A 17,792-nucleotide genomic window follows, 5' to 3' on the forward strand; every position below is an offset into this window, starting at 1 on the left:
TTTCCGAAACGCCACGGTCTCTGTGGTTGGTCGCACATAGCAAGGATTTCTAACCGGGTAATGTGCCGGCAAAGGGCTATGCTCGGCTCGGCGATGGCTCGGCCATAGGAAATGGAGAGGTTTCCTGCGACGCCGTCGAGCACAGCTGTTTACTACACGCTTCCAAATCAAAGGTGCCTGGAAAATGGACCGTCAAGACGCCATCCGAGAGAGCGCGCGGCTGTACGCACGCGAACCGCTGTTCTCGCCTTCCGCCGACCAGATTTCCGCATCGCGCATGACGGCCTTTACGGAGGCCTTCCAGAAAGCGACCGGCCAGCATTTCGCTGACTATTCGGCATTGCATGTCTATTCAGCCCGTGAATATTGGCAATTCTGGAAATGCTTTCTCGAATCGGCGCACGGACTCGAATGGTCGGGATCGGATGAACCGGTCTGCATCGGCAATCAATGCGAAACCGCACGGTTTTTCCCCAACGTCGAACTGAATTACGCAGAAAATCTGCTCGGCAAACGCATTGCGCCCGATGACGCCCCCGCCATCACATCGTGCTTCGCCGATGGCCGCCGCGTCACGTACACGCGCGGCGAGTTGCGCGAGCGCGTCGTGCGCCTCGCGCAGGCGCTCTCCGAACTCGGCCTCAAGCCCGGCGACCGCGTGGTCGCGATCATGCGCAACGACTGCGAAGCGATCACCGCCGCGCTCGCCGTGACCGCGCTCGGCGCAACGCTCTCGACGGCCGCGCCGGAAAACGGCGTGCAGGCGATACTCGATCGCTTCGCGCCGCTCGACCCGACGATGATGTTCGCACACACGATGCAGCGTCCGTTCGACACGGGCGGCTCGCTCTCGGGGCACGTCGCCGCGGTGGCCGCGCAGCTTCCGACGCTCACGGACATCGTCTGCCTCGACGACACGGAACTGCCGAGCACGGTAACGCAGCGTCATCACGATTTGAACGCGCTGATCGTGAGCGGCGACGCGATGCGTTTCGCATGGCAGCGCTTCCCGTTCAATCATCCGCTCTTCATCATGTTTTCGTCGGGCACGACGGGCAAGCCCAAATGCATCGTGCACGGCGCGGGCGGCACGCTGCTCGAACACGTGAAGGAGCATCGCCTGCACAGCGACTTCGGTCCCGGCGACAAGCTCTTCTTCCACACGAGCTGCTCGTGGATGATGTGGAACTGGCAGATGTCGGTGCTCGCGTCGGGCGTCGAGATCGTTACCTACGACGGTCCCGTCGCCGCCGTCGACACGCTCTGGCGCCTCGTCGCCCGCGAGCGCGCGACCGTCTTCGGCACGAGTCCCGCCTATCTGAAGATGAGCGAGGATGCGGGCATCGAGCCCGCCGCGCAGTTCGATCTGTCCGCGCTGCGCGGCATGATGTCGACCGGCGCCGTGCTCTACGACTCGCAGTTCCAGTGGGTCTACGACCACGTGAAGGAGTTGCAGTTGCAATCGATTTCGGGCGGCACGGACATCATCGGCTGCTTCGTGCTCGGCAATCCGAATCTGCCCGTCTATGCGGGCGAAGCGCAGTGCAAGAGCCTCGGCCTCGACGTGCAGGCGTTCGATCAGGGCGCGAGCACGATCATGCCGGGCGAGCTCGTCTGCACGAATCCGTTTCCGTCGCGGCCGCTCGGTTTCTTCGGCGACGACGACGGCTCGCGCTTTCACAAGGCGTATTTCGCCGCCAACGAAGGCGTGTGGACGCACGGCGACGTGATCGAGTTCTCGCCGGAAGGCTCCGCGCGCCTGCATGGCCGCAGCGACGGCGTGCTCAACGTGCGCGGCATCAACGTGAGCCCGGGCGAGATCTATCGCATCCTGAGCGAGATTCACGAGATCCGTCACGCGATGGTCGTCGCCCAGACCGGCGCCAACGCGGGCGATGCAGGCCAGCGCATCGTGCTTCTGCTCGTGTTGCGGCCGGGCGAGCAACTGAATGCGGCGCTCGCCGCGCGCGTGCGCCGCGAACTCACGCGCCAGGGCTCCGCCGCGCTCGTGCCCGACGTGATCGTGAAGGTCGATGGCCTCCCCGTCACGCACAACAACAAGCCTTCGGAAGCCGCCGCGCGCGATGCGGTCAACGGCCTGCCCGCGCGCAACGTGTCGTCGCTGGCCAATCCGGAGTGTCTCGATCAGATTCGCGAGCATCCGTCGCTCACGCGCATGAAGCGCGATCTGCCCGCGCCGGGCGAATCGGCCGAAGCGATCGAAGCCTATCTGTGCGCGCTCTGGGAGCAGCATTTCAGCTTCTCGCCGATCGGCCGCGACGACAATTTCTTCGAACTGGGCGGCCATTCGCTGCTCGCCGCGCGCATGCTCGCCGACGTGCAGCGCGCGACCGGCCGCACGCTGCCGCTTTCGACGATGATCGTCGCGCCGACCATCGCGCGTCTCGCTTCCGTTCTCGCCGCCGATCCGGACACGCGCGCGGGAGACTCGACCCTCGTGCAGATGCGCGCGGGCAGCGGCCGGCCGCTCTTCATGCTGCACAGCATCACCGGTTCGGTGATGGAGTGCCTGACGCTCGCGGGCATGCTGCAAAACGAACGGCCCGTCTACGGCCTTCAGGCGCTCGGCCTCGACGGCGATGAAGCCCCGCAGCACAGCGTCGAGGCGATGGCGCGCGGCTACGTGCTGCGCATGCGTGAAGTGCAGCCGAGCGGGCCGTATGCGCTCGTCGGCTATTCGTTCGGCGGCCTGGTTGCGTTCGAGATCGCGCAGCAGCTCGTCGCGGCGGGCGAGAAGATCGAGATGCTTTGTCTCCTCGACACGTACGTTCATACGCGCTGCCTGCCCTTCTCGCAGTGGACGCGCTATCAGGCGGCCGTGGTCGTGGACCGGCTGCGCGAATTGCGCGCGCTCGAAGCCGGCGAGCGTCTCGGCTACATGCGCGGCAAGGCGGCGGTGATCACCGACCGCATGCGTATGCGCATGGGCAAGCAGGCGCACAAGCCCGCGCCCGAAGCGGCCGGCCTGCCGCCCGTGCTCCAGCGCGTGCGCGAATCGATGCGCGTCGCGATGTCGACCTACAAGCCGCGCCGCTACGAAGGCGGTCCGATCGTCTACGTGCGCGCGAGCCTGCTCGACAACTCGCGCAGCGATCCGCTGCCGGTCTGGCAACGCGTCGCGAAGCACGGCCTGCAGGTCATGCAAATCGATGGCAGGCACACCGATCTCGTCGTCGAACCGCAACTCGCCAACGTCGCGCGGACGCTCACGAACGCGCTCTCGAGCGCCTGACCCGCTTCGATGTCAGTATGCAATCCGGCCGCCCTACGGGGCGCGCCGGATTGCGCGCGCTTTTTGCGCTTGTTAATGTGGACGGCTTGCTCATCGACCTGGCCTTATCGATCGATCCGATGTCCGCTCCCAACGACTTCCATTTCCTTCTGCTGCCCGAGTTCTCGTCGATCGGATTCATGTCCGCGATCGAGCCGCTGCGAGTCGCCAATCGCTTCGCGGGCGACCTGTATCGCTGGCATATCCTCACCGTCGACGGCGGGCCCGTCGCCGCGAGCAACGGCATCACGCTCAATGCCGAATGCGCGTTCGACAAGGTCAGCGACGCGCGCACCGTGTTCGTCGTGTCGGGATTCGAGCCGCTCTCGGGCTACACGCGCGCGATCGGCGACTGGCTGAAGCGGCTCGACCGCGCGGGCGCGACGCTCGGCGGCATCGACACCGGCAGCTTCATCCTCGCCGAAGCGGGCCTGCTCGCGGGCAAGCGCGCGACGCTGCATTGGGAAGCGGCGGCGGCGTTCAGCGAACGCTATCCGGCCATCGAGACGAGTCAGGAGCTCTTTGAAATCGACACGCGGCGGATCACGTGCGCGGGCGGCACGGCCTCGATCGATCTGATGCTCGACGTAATTGCACGCGAGCACGGCGCGAGCCTCGCCGCGAAAGTGTCGGAGCAGTTCGTGCTGGGGCGCATCAGGCAGCGCTCGGATCACCAGCGTCTGCAGATCGCCGCGCGCTACGGCATCCACAACCGCAAGCTGATCCAGGTGATCGAGCTAATGGAGCAGCATATGGAAGAGCCGCTGTCGCCCGATGCGCTCGCCGAATCCATCGGCGTCACGCGGCGTCAGCTCGAACGGCTCTTCTGTTCGTCATTGAAAGACACGCCGACGCATTTCTATCTCGGCCTGCGCCTCACGCGTGCGCGCGAACTGCTTCAGCAGACCGACATGTCGATTCTCGCCGTCTGCGTCGCGTGCGGCTTCGAATCGCCGTCGCACTTTTCGCGCACGTATCGCGCGCGCTTTCACACGAGCCCGAGGCAGGACCGCAGCGCATTGCGCGCCGTCCTGCCCGCGCGGCTAGCCGCGGCCTAGAACGAGTGCCGCATGCCGACACGCACATCGGCCTGCGTGTTCGACGACGACGGCGTGAAGCTGTAGCCGATCACCGCATCGATCGGACCGGACGCGCGCAGATAGTCGCCGGACACGTAGAGGTCGGTGCGCTTCGAGAGCAGATAGTGCAGCCCGAGCGAGCCCTGATTCCAGTGATTGCCTTCGAAGCGCGTGTGCTGATAGCCGCCGTAGAGACTCAGGTCGGGCATGAAGCTGTATGACGCGCCGCCTTCATACACCTGCATGTGCGAGGTCTGACCGAGACCCTTGATGGTCGTGTACGTGAAGTTGCCCGACAGCATCAGGTTGCCGATGGTCCACGCCGCGCCCACCGCGAACGCGCCTTGTTTATCGACGGGGAATGGATTCGCGCTGTAGAGATCGGTGACCGCGCCCGTCGTCGGATCGACGGAGACGGTCGGCTGGCCGAGGAAGGTGCGCGCGCCGATCATCGCGTAGGGATCGAACGCATAGATGCCGTTCGGATTGTTGAGCTGGGTGTACGCCGCGCCGACATTGAAGGTGTTCGTCGCATAGTGCGCGCCCACGCTCCACGCGCTGTTGCGATGGAAGTTGCCCGCCTGATTGCCGAACGAATACATGCCGCCGAACGTGAAGCCGCCGAAGTCGTTCGACAGGAACTTGATCGAGTTCGGCAGGCGGTCGCCGTTCATGCGGTCGAAGTCGCCCTGGTGAATCGCGTAGCCGCTCGCCCACGCCGAGATGTTGTAGAGATAGACGAACTCCTCGGTCATGTCGAGCTGGTTGCCGAGCGACACCGTGCCCCAATGGTTCTTCAGGCCCACATACGCCTGCCGGCCGAACTCGGCGCCGCCGAATCCGAGCTGGCCATTGCCGAGATGAAAGCCCGACTCCAGCACGAAGACCGCCTGCAAGCCGCCGCCCAGATCCTCCGTGCCGCGAAAGCCGATGCGGTTGCCGTAGGAGATGCCGTCGTCGAACTTGACGACGTGCGAGCCGCCGGTGTTGCTCACCCAGGTGACGCCCGCATCGAGAATGCCATAGAGCGTCACGCTGCTTTGTGCATGCGCGGCCATCGGCGCGCTCGCCGTGCCCGCTGCGAACGCGAGGCCTGCAATCTTCGCGGCATGTCCTTTTCTCATGTGCTGGTCCTTTGCTCGTCTTGATCGATATTGCGTTGGAAAAAGCGATGCCCTGCCTCGCGCACGCGGCGAGAGGACAATGCGCCATGCTGACGTTGCCGGAAACTGCGGAAGACTGCCTTCGAGCCGCTATCGCACGCGAAGAAACACGCTTGCGTCGACGTTGTTAAAAATAAGGCCCCATATATGTCGCGGCTCGACCCGTTGCGACGCAAATCTGTCCAGTTGCGACCAATGCGATGCAAGGTTTCGCGTCGATAGAACTACTTCGATTTCGGACATGCCCGATATGCGTGACGGGGCGCGGCTTCCATACTTCCGAATCTGTAAAAAAGCTGCATCTCGTTCGTGTCGCTTCAGCAATCGATTCCGCCGAAAGCCGACAATCCTCATCTTTATTTCGTTCGTAGACCTGTCTGTCCTCGCAAGCACCATGACGCATAAAACCGCCTCGCCGTCTTCACCTCTCGTCACCGTCGTCATTCCCGCGTTCAATTCGGAAGCCTTCATCGGCGAAGCAATCGCCTCGATCCAGCATCAGACTCTCGAAGACTGGGAACTCATCGTCGTGGACGACGGCTCCGCCGATCAAACCTTGTCCGCTGCACGTCAGGCCGCCGGCGACGACCCGCGCATTCGCCTCATCCGCTTCGACCGGAACCAGGGCATCAGCACCGCGTCGAACGCCGGCTTCGACGCGGCTCGCGGCCACTTCATCGCTCGCCTGGATTCGGACGACAGAGCGCTCCCGCACAGGCTGGCCACTCAGGTCGCTGCCTTCAGGGAAAACGAGCGTCTCGCGGCGGCAGGGTCGCACGTCCGCATATTCGGCGATGTCCCGGACGGCATCGCGCATTGCTTTTTGGAGGACAGCAACATCAAGGCGTGCCTCCTCGACGGTCTGAACACCATCAGCGGGGGCACGCTCATGGTGCGGCGCGCCTTCGTTCGGGAACATGGCATCCGTTTCGATGAGGGCGCCCCCAGCTCCGAAGACCTGGACTATCTCACTTCGATCATGGCGGCCGGCGGCGAGCTCGCCAATGTCGACCAGGTTCTCACCGAGCACCGGTCCCATCGCGGCAGCTTCACCAACAGCCGGACGGAGATAGCAGGGCCTTGGCTTCAAACGGCCCGGCGTCGGCTCGTGTCGCTCTGGTATCCCGACCTCGATGCGCGCGATGTCGAAAACATCATCATCCCGTTGCTCGAGGTCTATCCGGGCTCCACCGACGCCTTCTGCACCATCGTGCGTGCAATCGACAAGCTCATGGTCGCGAAGCCTCGCGACTTCGGGCAGGACACGTCCGTGGTCCACGCAATGCTCATCGATCGCCTGGGCAAAATGGCCGACATCTATCGCGACAACAACCTCGTCGACGCGTCGCACGTGCGGTTGATCCGCCACTTCGTTTCCCCCGCGACCAGCGCGGCGTTCGACCGTTTCGACATCTAGCCGGGCATTGCACCTTCACTTCACGCCGAGCGCGGTCTGAACGGCTGCAAGCCCGTTTCCGCCGCTCGCCGTGGTCACCCCGTCGAGCCACGACTTCAGCAGTTCCGGATGCCGCTTCAGCGCATCCGTCGCGGCTGCATCGACATTCGTCTTCTTCTCCAGCACCTCGGTAATCACCCCGTTTTCCAGATCGACGTTGAACGCCATCTGCCTGAACAGCCGGCCCACGTTGGGGCATTGCTGCTCGTAACCGCTGCGTGCAACGGTATTGACCGTCGCGCCGCCGTAGTTCGGGCCGAAGTATTTGTCGCCGCCATCGAGATAGGCCAGCTTGAACTTCGTGTTCATCAGATGCGGTTCCCACGCGAGAAACACGATCCACTTCTTGTCGCGCACGGCCCGCTCCACTTGCGTGAGCATCGCGGTCTCGCTCGACTCGACCAGCTTCCAGTCACCGAGGCCGAAGGCCTTGTCATCGACCATGTGCTTGATGTTCTGATTCGCGGGCGCGCCCGGCTCGATGCCGTAGATGCGGTTATCGAACTTGTCGGCGTTCTTCGCGAGGTCCGCGAACGAGTGCACGCCGGCCGCCGCGACATAGTCCGGCACCGCGAGCGTGAACTTCGCGTTGGATAGATTCGGGCGCACCACGTCGATCGATTTCTCCTCGAAGAACGGCTTCACGAGCGGCGCCTGAGCGGGCATCCAGTTGCCGAGAAAGACATCGATCTGCCCTTTCTTCATGCCCTGATACGTGATCGGCACCGACAGGTTCGCGACGTTCTGCCGGTAGCCCAGCGCCTTGAGCACGATGCCGCTCATCGCGTTGGTCGCGTCGATGTCGGTCCAGCCGGGCCCCGCCATGCGCACCTGCGCGCAGGCCTGCGGCTCGGCGGCGAATGCATGAGAAGCCACGCACACCAGCGCGGCGGCGAAGAGCGCATGAATGAAGCCCTTTTTCATGGTGCGTTCCTGTCGGATATGGGGATGATGAAAGTGGGAATCGCGTCTCGCGTCGTCAGTGCTCGACGGCGGGAAAGCGCGCCATCGCTTCGAGATCGTCGAGATCGATGTGATTGCGCATATAGCGCTGGCTCGCATCGACATGCGGCTGCCAGTCCCATGACTGAATCGTGCCGCGCGTCGTCGCCGCGAAATGGAAATGACGGCGACGCTGACTCTTCAGTACGTTCTGATGCAACGCATCGAGATTCCAGCGGCGCGCGATTTCCGCGCGGAATTCGGCCACTTGCGCGGCGTGCCGTTCATCGCCCGCGAGATTTTCGCGTTCGAACGGGTCCGCTGCCACATCGAAAAGCTGGTCGGGATCGACACTCGTGTGGATGAACTTGAAGCGTCCGCGCCGGATCATCACGATTGGCGCGATCGCGCCTTCCGCGAGATATTCGCCGATCGCTTCGTCGTGGCCGCCTGTCGCGCGCAGATGCGGCACGAGGCTCCGACCGTCGATGCTGTCGGGCCATGATTGCGGCGCTTCCCCGCGTGCGAATTCGACGAGCGTGGGCAGCACGTCGAGATGCGAGACCGAGTCCGGCACGCGACGCGCGTTGAACTGCTTCGGCGCATGCACGATCAGCGGCACGCGGCAGCCGCCTTCGAAGAACGTCATCTTGTACCAGAGGCCGCGCTCGCCGAGCATCTCGCCGTGATCCGACGTGACGACGATGATCGTGTCGTCGGCGAGGCCGGCCTGCTCCAGCGCTTCGAGAATCGACGCAAATTGATCGTCGACGTAGGACACTGCGCCGTAATACGCGCGACGCGCGTTGCGGATCTGCCTGTCGGTCGGCGGCGTGCGGTCCGCCTCGTACACGTGACGCAGGCGCTTCGAATGTGGATCGCATGCATCGAGCGAATCGCGATACGAAGGCATGTCGATATCATCGTCGGCGTACATGTCCCAGTACTTGCGCGGAATGGCGTACGGATCATGCGGATGCGTGAGCGACGCGACCATCATGAAAGGCCGCGCGTCCCTGCCCGCATTGCGCTCGCGTGCGATATCGAAGAGCTTCTGACGCGTGGTGAAGGTCACTTCATCGTCGAAGTCGAGCTGATTGGTCCGCACGCACGGCCCCGCATCGATGACGGAGCTCATGTTGTGATACCACGTCGGGCGCGCATCGGGATTTTGCCAGTCGGGTGTCCAGCCGAAATCGGCGGGATAGATATCGGTCGTGAGACGCTCCTCGAAGCCGTGCAACTGATCCGCGCCGCAGAAATGCATCTTCCCCGAGAGAATCGTGCGATAGCCTTCGGCCCGCAGATAGTGCGCGAAGGTCAGCGTTTCGGAGGGAAATTCGGCGGCGTTGTCGTATGCGCCGATATTCGATGGCAGCTTGCCCGCGAGCAGGGAGAAGCGCGACGGCGCGCACAGCGGACTCGCGCAATACGCGGATTCGAACACGACGCCTTCTCGCGCGAGCGCATCGATGCGCGGCGTCTTCGTCACACGGTTGCCGTATGCGGAGAGCGCGAAGGGCGTGAGCTGATCGGCCATCAGCACAAGGATATTTTGTTTCGTCTCAAGCATGAATGCGTGCCTCGAATAGAATCTTTGATTGAGCGTTCAGCGTCACTATTGCCGTTCAGATTGCACCTGTGAAGACGGCATTTCGTTATGCGCATATAAGGAGCACTTATGCCGCGGCCGGACCGCCTGCCACCGATGCAGGCGCTATCGATGTTCGAATCCGCCGCGCGCCTCGCGAGCTTCACGGCCGCGGCGCGCGAACTGGGCTCGACGCAACCCGCCGTGAGCCAGCGCGTCGTGCAGCTCGAAGAATCGCTCGGCGCGCCGCTCTTCGAGCGCGGGCATCGCGGCGTCACACTCACGGAAGATGGCGCGCGTCTCTTCGATGCCGTGCGTCAGGGCCTCGATCTCATCCGCGCGGCCACGTCGGATATCCGCTCACGTCACGCGCAGCGCACGCTTACGCTCTCGACGGACTTCGGCTTCGCCACTTACTGGCTGATGCCGCGCCTGCCGCAATTCAAGGCGCTGATGCCCGATGTCGATGTGAAGATCATTACGTCGCAGAGCCTGCCGAGCGCATCGGGCGATCATGCGGATGTGGTCATCGTATTCGGCGATACGCAGGCCGATTGGGGCACGAAAAGCGCCGTCAAGCTCTTTGCGGAGCGCGTGATGCCGGTGTGCAGCCCCGCGCTGATCGCAGGCAGAAGCGAGCCTGTTTCGCCCGCCGATCTGCTCGGACTGCCGCTGCTGCATCTCGAACCGACCTTCCCCGAGCGCTGGCTATCGTGGAGCGCCTGGTTCGAGGCACAGGGCCTCGCCGCGCCGCCGACGCACGGCGGCTTCACGTTCAACAGCTATGCGCTCGTCGCGCACGCGGCGGTGATGGGCCAGGGCGTCGCGCTCGGCTGGGCGCCGCTCATCGATGAACTCATCGCGACGGGCCAGCTCGTCGCGCTCTGCGATGCGCCGCTCGTCACCGATCGCGGCTACGTGCTCGTCACGCCGCGCGAACCGGCTGCGGCTGTGCGCGCGTTCAGCGAGTGGCTGCTCGACGAATGCGACGTGGCCGGCTGACGCTTTCGTACTATCTGCGCGGCGGTTCGCTTCTATCCCGGATGTGCTCGCGTTTGCTCTACTAGCGCGTACGCTCGCCGCATTTCGTGGCGCTGCAACCATTCGAATGTGGAGCACGCATGGCAGCCGATTCCCGCTTTGATCAACTGGTGCTTACCGTTTCGTGCCCGAGCGCGGCGGGGCAGGTGGCCGCCATCGTCGGTTTTCTGGAGCGGCATCACGGCTATATCGATGAATTCACGGTCTTCGACGACGATCTGTCGGAACGCTTTTTCGTGCGTTGCGTGTTTCATGGCGCGCGACCCGAAGAGACGCTCGATCTCGCGATGCTGAAGCAGGAATTCGAGCCGATCGCCGGGCGCTTCTCGATGACCTGGGCGATGCACGATCTCGCCGTGCGGCCGAAGGTGCTGCTCATGGTGTCGAAGCTGGAGCACTGTCTTGCCGATTTGCTGTTCCGCTGGCGCATGGGCGAGCTGAAGATGGATATCGTCGGGATTGGGTCGAATCATATCGATCTTGCTCATCTGGCCGAGCAGCATGGCTTGCCGTTTCATCATCTGCCGATCACCGCCGATACCAAGTCGCAGCAGGAAGCGCGTTTGCTCGATCTGTTCGAGACTTCAGGCGCCGAGTTGATGGTGCTTGCGCGTTATATGCAGATACTTTCTGGTGAGACGAGTCGCAAGCTTGCTGGGCGTGCGATCAATATCCATCATTCGTTTTTGCCGGGGTTCAAGGGCGCGAAGCCTTATCATCAGGCGCATACGCGTGGGGTGAAGTTGATTGGCGCGACCGCGCACTTCGTCACCGATGATCTCGATGAAGGACCGATCATCGAGCAGGAAGTCGAACGGGTCGATCACTCGTATGGGCCGGAGCGGTTGCTGGCTACCGGGCGGGATGTGGAGTGTATTACGCTGGCGCGGGCCGTTAAGGCGTTTATCGAACGGCGCGTGTTTATCAATGGGGAACGGACTGTGGTTTTGCGATAGGTTTTGTGGTTTGCTTGCTTGCTTGCTTGCTTGCGTGTTTGTGAAATCCTGTTTTCGCGTCGGTCTATTAGCTCTGCCCCTCCCCGGGGCGGGGGTCACTTTCTTTGCTGCTGCAAAGAAAGTAACCAAAGAAACAGCTATCCCCAGCCTAAGCACTTCACACCGGCCGCGGCACAGGCGATTGGCTGAATGGCCCGGCTGTAGCGAGTGCCCCCGCAAGCAGACAAGGGCTTGGACCGCGCACGGTCTGACACAGCGCAGCACACAACGGACTGGTTCAGCACCAAATAGCTCCAGCCCGCTTCGCGACCGATGGGTCAATCGGGTGTGCGCGCGCTTTTTCTTCGATGGTTTCCCTCGGATACCCAACGGCAGCGCGTAGCGCTGTGCCGATGCTCTTTCGTGCTGAACCAGCGCCCTGAAACCTCTCGGGCGGCAGACCGTGCGCGAGCCAAGCCCGATTGGGCCTGTGAGGGCGACACTTAGGCGAGTGCCATCGCGGGCTGGCAAGCATGGCCAACGTGCGTGTGACCGCGGGCGGTGAGAAGCTGCTTTCTTTGGTTACTTTCTTTGCAGCAGCAAAGAAAGTGACTGCCGCCCCGCACAGGGGCAGTGCTAATAAACCAAAAAGAAAACGGGATCCGGCGACAAAAAAAAAGCGCCGCGAGTATAAAACCCCCACGGCGCTTAGCGTTGCCCAACGCTCAAACCCAATCACTTGGTCCAGCTATCCACCCGATCCCCATGCGCGCTGATCCACGCATCCGCAGCCGCCTGCGGCTTCTCTCCATTCTGCGTCGCAAGCATCACACTATCGATCTCACCCGGCTTCCACTGAAACTTCTTCAAGAACGCAACCACCTGCGGCGCCTTCTTCTCGAGCTCCGGATTGATCACGTTATCCACGTGCTCCGACTCGCCGAAAACCTTCTTCGGATCTTCGAGGAACTTCAGCTTGTACTTCGCGAACATCCAGTGCGGCTTCCAGCCCGTCACGATGATCGGCTTGTTGGCCGCCTCCGAACGCGCCAGTTCCGCCGTCATCGCCGAACCCGAACTCGGCAGCAGCTTGTAGTCGAGGTTGTAGGCCTTGATCGCCTCGCTCGTCTTCTGCATCACGCCCGCGCCCGCGTCGATGCCGACAATGCGCGAATCGAATTCCGTCTTCTTCGCTTCGAGATCCGACAGGCTGTTGACGTCGACATTCTCCGGCACGATCAGGCCAATCTTCGCGTCCTGAAAGTTCGGGCCGAGATTCACGACCTTCGCCTTGAAGTTGTTCCAGTACGCGCCATGCGTGACCGGCAGCCACGCCGAGAGCGTCGCATCCAGATCGCCGCGCGCCACACCCTGCCACATCACGCCAGCCGCAACCGGCACGAGCTGCACCGGATAACCCAGCTTCTTCTCGATGACACGTGCAGCGACATTCGACGTCGCCACGCTATCGTCCCAGCCCTCGACGTAACCGATTTTGATCGTCGGCTTATCTGCGGCGCTTGCCATAAAGCTCGCGGCGAGAGCGGCGGTCATCGCCCCAAGCACGAGCATTCTTCTCATCGGTTTCATTTGGTTTCCCCTTAGCGGCCCCACGCCGTCTAGCGAACAGAATCACCAGCCAGAATTAGCCCGTAACGCACTTTTCCGACACTCAGTTGTCAAGAAACGACTCATCCCATCCGGGTCGCCCGAGGACCTTATTTGTCGACGACGAGATCGCTCAAAGGCTTGCTGCAGCACAGCAGCACCATGCCCTGATCGATCTCGCGCTGACGAATGCCTCCCGCATGCTTCATGCTCACTTCGCCCGATACGAGCTTCACCTTGCAGGTGCCGCACATGCCCTGCGTGCACGACGAAGGTAGACGCACGCCCGCCTTCTTCGCGGCATCGAGAACGTGCTCGCCGCTGCCGCATTCGATATCGCGCCGGCTCTTCGCGAAGTTCACCTTGAACTTCGTTTCGATCAAGGGTTCCGCCACCGGCTCTACGATCGGCTCGACCGTTTCGATCGGGGCCGGTTCGAAGCCGACCGCTTCCTCACGCGCTTCGACGAAATCCGTCTGCGTCGCGAGCGCATCGGCGACGTGCGCAGTGGTCAGTTCCGCCGCGACTTCCTCGACGACGCCGAACGAGAAGCTTTCCTCGTGATAGTGCTTGCGATCGAAACCGCCTTCATCGAGCAGATCACGCACCGCCTTCATGTACGGCGCGGGGCCGCACGTGAAGATTTCCCGGTCGAGAAAGTCCGGCGCGATCAGCTTCAGCAACGGCAGGCTCAGAAAGCCCGTCACGCCCGGCCAGCTCGTGCGCGCGCCGATGCGCTCGCACACGAACGACGTACGGAAGTTCTTGTGATTCGACGCGATCAGATCGAGCTCGCGCGCGAAGATGATGTCGTCGGGCGTGCGCGCGCTGTGCACGAACACGATGTCGGCATCGTCGCCGAGTTCGTGATGCGCGCGGCTCATCGACATGAGCGGCGTCACGCCCGAACCCGCCGACAAGAAGAGGTACTTGCGCGCCGGATGCCGCGCGCACGTGAATTCGCCCGACGGTCCGAGCACGCGCACGGTCGTGCCCGCGACGACGTTATCGTGCAGCCAGTTCGACACCTTGCCGCCCGGCACGCGCTTCACCGTGATGGAGATCGTGTGCGGGCGAGTCGGCGCGGACGAGATCGTGTAGCAGCGGTTGATCTGCTCGCCGTCGATATCGAGTTCCAGCGTGATGAACTGCCCCGGCTCGAACACGAACGTGCGTTCGCCGGGCGCCTTGAAGAAAAAGCTTTTGACGTCGTGCGTTTCCTGCCGGACGTGACAGCAGACGAGCGTCTCGTCCGTGTCGCAGTCCCAGCGCATGGGCAGCGTTCCCCAGAATTTCGGCTGGGTCACGCGGCTTTGGGTCGGCTCGAACGTAGCCTGATCGCGCATCATGTTCTGCTCCTGCTACGACTGCTTTAGCGCATGAAGGAAACGACTTTCTCGCCGTGCGACGCATCGACACCGTGTACCGGCGTGTCGGCGTAATCGGCAAGACGTCCGATGTACCACTCGCAAAACTTCTCGACGAGTCCTTCCGTGAAGGGCGAATACGGACCCGGCTCGTACGCGTTGCTCGCGACGCCGAGTTGCGAATACTCGACGAGCGTGCGGTCCTGATCGTTCGTCGCGCGCCACACGGCGGTGAGGTTGTCGGCGTCGTAATCGATGCCCTCGCGCGCATCCTTGTGCACGAGCCATTTCGTGCGCACGAGCGTTTCGCCCGAAGCAAGCGGAAGCACGCAAAACGTCACGATGTGATCGCTCATGAAGTGATGCCATGAATTCGGCTGCGTCCAGAACGATAGGCCGCCCAGGTCCGCGCGCTCGAAACCGCCGAGCAGCTTCTTCGATGCGACCTTCGCGTCGAGCGTCTGCGATTCGCCTTCACGGTCGAGCGGCAGGCGTTGCGTGCGAAAGCCCGTCACGAGATCGGCGAGGCGTTCGATTTCGGCGGACGGCAGGCACATCGCTTCCCATTGCTTCGTGCGCTCTTCGACGGTCTTCTCGAACGCGGCCATGCCTTCTTCGTTGGCGGGCGAGCGCTGATAGCCGAAGCCATATTCATAGAGCGAAATGGTCAGTTCCGGATGGTTCGCGACGCAGTGATAGCACTCGCGATTGTTCTCCATCGTGAGCTTCCAGTTGCCCTTCTCGACGATATCGATGCTCGCCGCGATCTTGCAGTCCTTCAGGCCGTGCGGCGCGAGATACGGTTCCATCGCTTCGCGCATCACGGCGAAGTCGGCGGGCGGCTCGTCGGCGAGGCAGATGAAAATGAGGCCGGCCAGGTTCTGCACGTGCACTTTCTTCAGGCTGTGCTTGCAGCGGTCGAACTGGTCGCCCATGTGCTCGGCGAACATCAGATCGCCGGAGAGGTTGTACGTCCAGCTGTGATACGGGCACACGATATTGCCCAGCGAACCCTTCTCCTGATTGCACAGGCGCGCGCCGCGATGACGGCACACGTTATAGAAGGCGCGGATTTCCATGTCGTCGTCGCGCACGATCAGGATCGAATCGTTGCCGATCTCGACCGTGGTGTAATCGCCCGGTTCGGGAATGTCCGGTTCGATGGCGACCTGAATCCAGGTCTTGCGGAAAATGGCGTCGAGGTCGAGCGCGTGAATCTCCTCGCTCGTATAGAACGGCGCCTCGAGCGTGTGGCCCTTTTTGCGGCGTTCGATCAAAGCGCGAACGTCTGCCGAAACTTTCATCGTGTGCTCCGTTTTGCGTCACGTCTGGTGCCCCGCCAAACACCTTTGAACGCGGGCTGCTGCTTTCGTATGTGGGTCGCCCGGTCGGGCCGAAAATCAATAATCGACGAGTTGATGCTCGCGCAAATACGCCAGAATCACTTGTGCTTTTTCGACGGAACTCCCTTCAATTACGACGCTGCCGCCGCGGCTTTCCGTCGTCGTCGCGCCGAGCATGCGCGCGTGGCCCGAGCGCTTCTCGGGCGCGGCCAGTTTCTTCGGCTTCGCGGTGATCGGGCCGATGTTCCACGCCGTGCTTTCCCGGTCGACAGGCGCGCTCGCCGCGACCGGCGCGACGTGGCCTTCACGCATGCGCGCATACGCGTAGCGCGGCGCCGCATTGGCGAGCGGATGCACCGCAACGAGCGCGGGCAGCGGCGCCCGCACGCGGCGGCGCAAGCCCTTCGGCATGAACTGCCGCACTTCGACACGTTCCTTCGTCACGCTGACATCGACGGCCGCGCCGACGAGCGGAACGTTCAGCGCATCCGCGAGCTTGTAGGGCAGCGTGCCGCTGTCGAATGCGCCTTCGGCGCGCGTGCCGGTGAACACGAGGTCGTAGCCCGCGAGCCTTGCTGCAAGCGCCGCGCACGCGTCGCCTTGCGTATTGAGCACTTCGACTTTCGGCGCGCCGAGCGCGAGATATTCGGCGAGCGCCGGATTCGCGGGATCGCCCGCGTGCAGCACGTCGAGTTGCGCGCGCTGCGCTTTTGCGATGTCGATGGCGATCGCAAGCGCCGCCGCATCGTTGCGGCTGTAGCGCGCCGTGCCGCTCACGGGATGGCGGCCGGTGGAAACCAGAACGGCGATCTTCATGCTGCAACTCCTTCGGCAACGTGCGCGGTCTCGACGATCGATGTGCCGTTGGCACGCGCGGCGCGCGCGGCGGCGGCGGCATCGCTCAGCGCCTTGATCGTTTCCTGCGTGTCCGCGACGATCGTGAGATTCGCGCGCTTCGCGATCGGCGCGCTCGCATCGAGATTCACGGCGATCACGTGACGGCAATCCTTGATGCCCTGCAAATGCTGCACGGCGCCCGAAATGCCGAACGCGATATACACGCTCGCCTCGACGGTCTTGCCCGTTGCGCCGATCTGCTTGTCGCGCGTGAACTTGCCATCGTCGACGGCCACACGGCTCGCGCCGATCGCCGCGCCCAGCGTGCCCGCGAGCGCCTCGAAAGCGGCGATGTCGGACACGCCGTTGCCCGCCGACACGATGAAGTCCGCTTCTTCCAGCGCGACCTGCGCGGCATCCATTTCCTCGATGCCGAGATCGACATAAGCGCTTACTTTCGATGCCGGCACGATGCCTTGCGGACTCACCGCCTCGCCCGCGCCGACGAACGGCAGCTTCGCATCGACGGCATTGGCGGCAAGCAAAACCACATCGGGCAAGGCACGCGATGCGAGCGCGCGGCCCGCATGCGCATACGATGCGACATGCGCCGCATCGAGCTCGACGACTTGCGTCGCGATCGATGCATCGGCGCGCGCGGCGTAGCGGCGGCCGAGATCGCCGTCGCCGGTTGCGTTGTCGGGCATGAAGATATGCGCCGGCGCGAAAGCCGCGACGCATGCCGTCAACGCGCGCACTTCTTCATCGGGCGCGTAATTGCGCCGGTCGAACGCGGGCAGCGCGATATGACGATCCGCGCCCAGCGCCGCGGCATCGTCCTTGAATTCGCCGAACGCGATCAGCACGACTTCGGTCTGATCGTCGGCGAGCAGGGCGGCGGCGGCCAGCGCCTGGCGCGCGTGATCGTCGAGCGCGCCGCGATCCGTATGCGCCGCGACGAGCAGCGAGCGCGTCGCGGGCTTTGTCGTGCGGCGCGGCTTGACCGCTTCCCTGTGACCGCCATGCGCGAAATCCAGCACGAAGCCGTTGCCGACTTCGCCGAGCGTGATGCGCTTCAGCCCGGCCGCCGTGACGATGAAAGGCCGCCGCGGATCGATTCTTTTGATGTCGTTCATGG

The 17,792-nt window shown here is 63.2% G+C and carries 13 protein-coding genes; 5 read left to right on the forward strand and 8 right to left on the reverse strand.

Going from position 1 to position 17,792, the window contains the following annotated elements:
• Positions 1-184 precede the first annotated feature (184 nt).
• Together PQR08_RS05535 and PQR08_RS05540 are read left to right on the forward strand one after the other, a co-directional pair.
• Entirely contained in the window at positions 185-3,253 is a 3,069-nt protein-coding gene (locus tag PQR08_RS05535; protein ID WP_250485167.1) for an acetoacetate--CoA ligase, read from the forward strand.
• A 119-nt stretch (positions 3,254-3,372) separates the two neighbouring features.
• Positions 3,373-4,350: a GlxA family transcriptional regulator gene (locus tag PQR08_RS05540; RefSeq protein ID WP_250485168.1), complete on the forward strand. Its 978-nt coding sequence runs from the start codon at positions 3,373-3,375 to the stop codon at positions 4,348-4,350.
• Here the strand turns inward: PQR08_RS05540 and PQR08_RS05545 are convergent.
• Positions 4,347-5,495, reverse strand: coding sequence for a porin (locus PQR08_RS05545; RefSeq protein ID WP_250485169.1), 1,149 nt, complete (start codon positions 5,493-5,495; stop codon positions 4,347-4,349). The genes PQR08_RS05540 and PQR08_RS05545 overlap by 4 nt on opposite strands.
• A gap of 433 nt (positions 5,496-5,928) precedes the next feature.
• Here PQR08_RS05545 and PQR08_RS05550 point away from each other — a divergent pair, with 433 nt between their 5' ends.
• The gene (locus PQR08_RS05550; RefSeq protein ID WP_250485170.1) at positions 5,929-6,951 is read left to right on the forward strand and encodes a glycosyltransferase family 2 protein; all 1,023 of its coding nucleotides are present in this window, start codon (positions 5,929-5,931) and stop codon (positions 6,949-6,951) included.
• A gap of 15 nt (positions 6,952-6,966) precedes the next feature.
• Here PQR08_RS05550 and PQR08_RS05555 read toward each other — a convergent pair whose 3' ends face one another.
• Positions 6,967-7,914: a choline ABC transporter substrate-binding protein gene (locus tag PQR08_RS05555; protein ID WP_238295546.1), complete on the reverse strand. Its 948-nt coding sequence runs from the start codon at positions 7,912-7,914 to the stop codon at positions 6,967-6,969.
• Between the two features lie 55 nt (positions 7,915-7,969).
• Positions 7,970-9,505 carry a choline-sulfatase gene (betC, locus tag PQR08_RS05560; RefSeq protein ID WP_250485171.1) on the reverse strand — a complete coding sequence of 512 codons (1,536 nt, stop codon included), beginning with the start codon at positions 9,503-9,505 and terminating at the stop codon, positions 7,970-7,972.
• A gap of 108 nt (positions 9,506-9,613) precedes the next feature.
• On the opposite strand from betC, the gene PQR08_RS05565 reads away from it, so the two are divergent.
• Together PQR08_RS05565 and purU are read left to right on the forward strand one after the other, a co-directional pair.
• On the forward strand, positions 9,614-10,525 hold the full coding sequence (locus PQR08_RS05565; RefSeq protein ID WP_187605450.1) for a choline sulfate utilization transcriptional regulator: 912 nt from the start codon (positions 9,614-9,616) through the stop codon (positions 10,523-10,525).
• A 119-nt stretch (positions 10,526-10,644) separates the two neighbouring features.
• Positions 10,645-11,520 (forward strand): formyltetrahydrofolate deformylase, encoded by an 876-nt coding sequence (gene purU / locus PQR08_RS05570; RefSeq protein ID WP_250485172.1) that lies wholly within the window; start codon positions 10,645-10,647, stop codon positions 11,518-11,520.
• 714 nt (positions 11,521-12,234) lie between these two features.
• Here purU and PQR08_RS05575 read toward each other — a convergent pair.
• The 5 genes from PQR08_RS05575 to PQR08_RS05595 all read right to left on the reverse strand — a co-directional run bounded on the left by PQR08_RS05575 (position 12,235) and on the right by PQR08_RS05595 (position 17,790).
• Entirely contained in the window at positions 12,235-13,089 is an 855-nt protein-coding gene (locus PQR08_RS05575) for a glycine betaine ABC transporter substrate-binding protein (protein ID WP_250485173.1), read from the reverse strand.
• Positions 13,090-13,217: 128 nt separating this feature from the next.
• Positions 13,218-14,456, reverse strand: a complete 1,239-nt coding sequence (locus PQR08_RS05580; RefSeq protein ID WP_408161092.1) for an FAD-binding oxidoreductase — start codon at positions 14,454-14,456, stop codon at positions 13,218-13,220.
• A gap of 23 nt (positions 14,457-14,479) precedes the next feature.
• Positions 14,480-15,778, reverse strand: coding sequence for an aromatic ring-hydroxylating oxygenase subunit alpha (locus PQR08_RS05585; protein WP_238293625.1), 1,299 nt, complete (start codon positions 15,776-15,778; stop codon positions 14,480-14,482).
• A 96-nt stretch (positions 15,779-15,874) separates the two neighbouring features.
• Complete coding sequence (locus PQR08_RS05590) at positions 15,875-16,633, reverse strand: electron transfer flavoprotein subunit beta/FixA family protein (RefSeq protein WP_250485174.1); 759 nt, start codon at positions 16,631-16,633, stop codon at positions 15,875-15,877.
• A complete protein-coding gene (locus tag PQR08_RS05595) occupies positions 16,630-17,790 on the reverse strand; it encodes an electron transfer flavoprotein subunit alpha/FixB family protein (protein ID WP_250485175.1) in 1,161 nt (386 codons plus the stop codon). Before PQR08_RS05595 ends, PQR08_RS05590 begins: the two co-directional genes overlap by 4 nt.
• Positions 17,791-17,792 lie beyond the last annotated feature (2 nt).

Source organism: Caballeronia jiangsuensis (assembly GCF_046030135.1).
GTDB classification, from domain to species: Bacteria; Pseudomonadota; Gammaproteobacteria; order Burkholderiales; family Burkholderiaceae; genus Caballeronia; species Caballeronia jiangsuensis.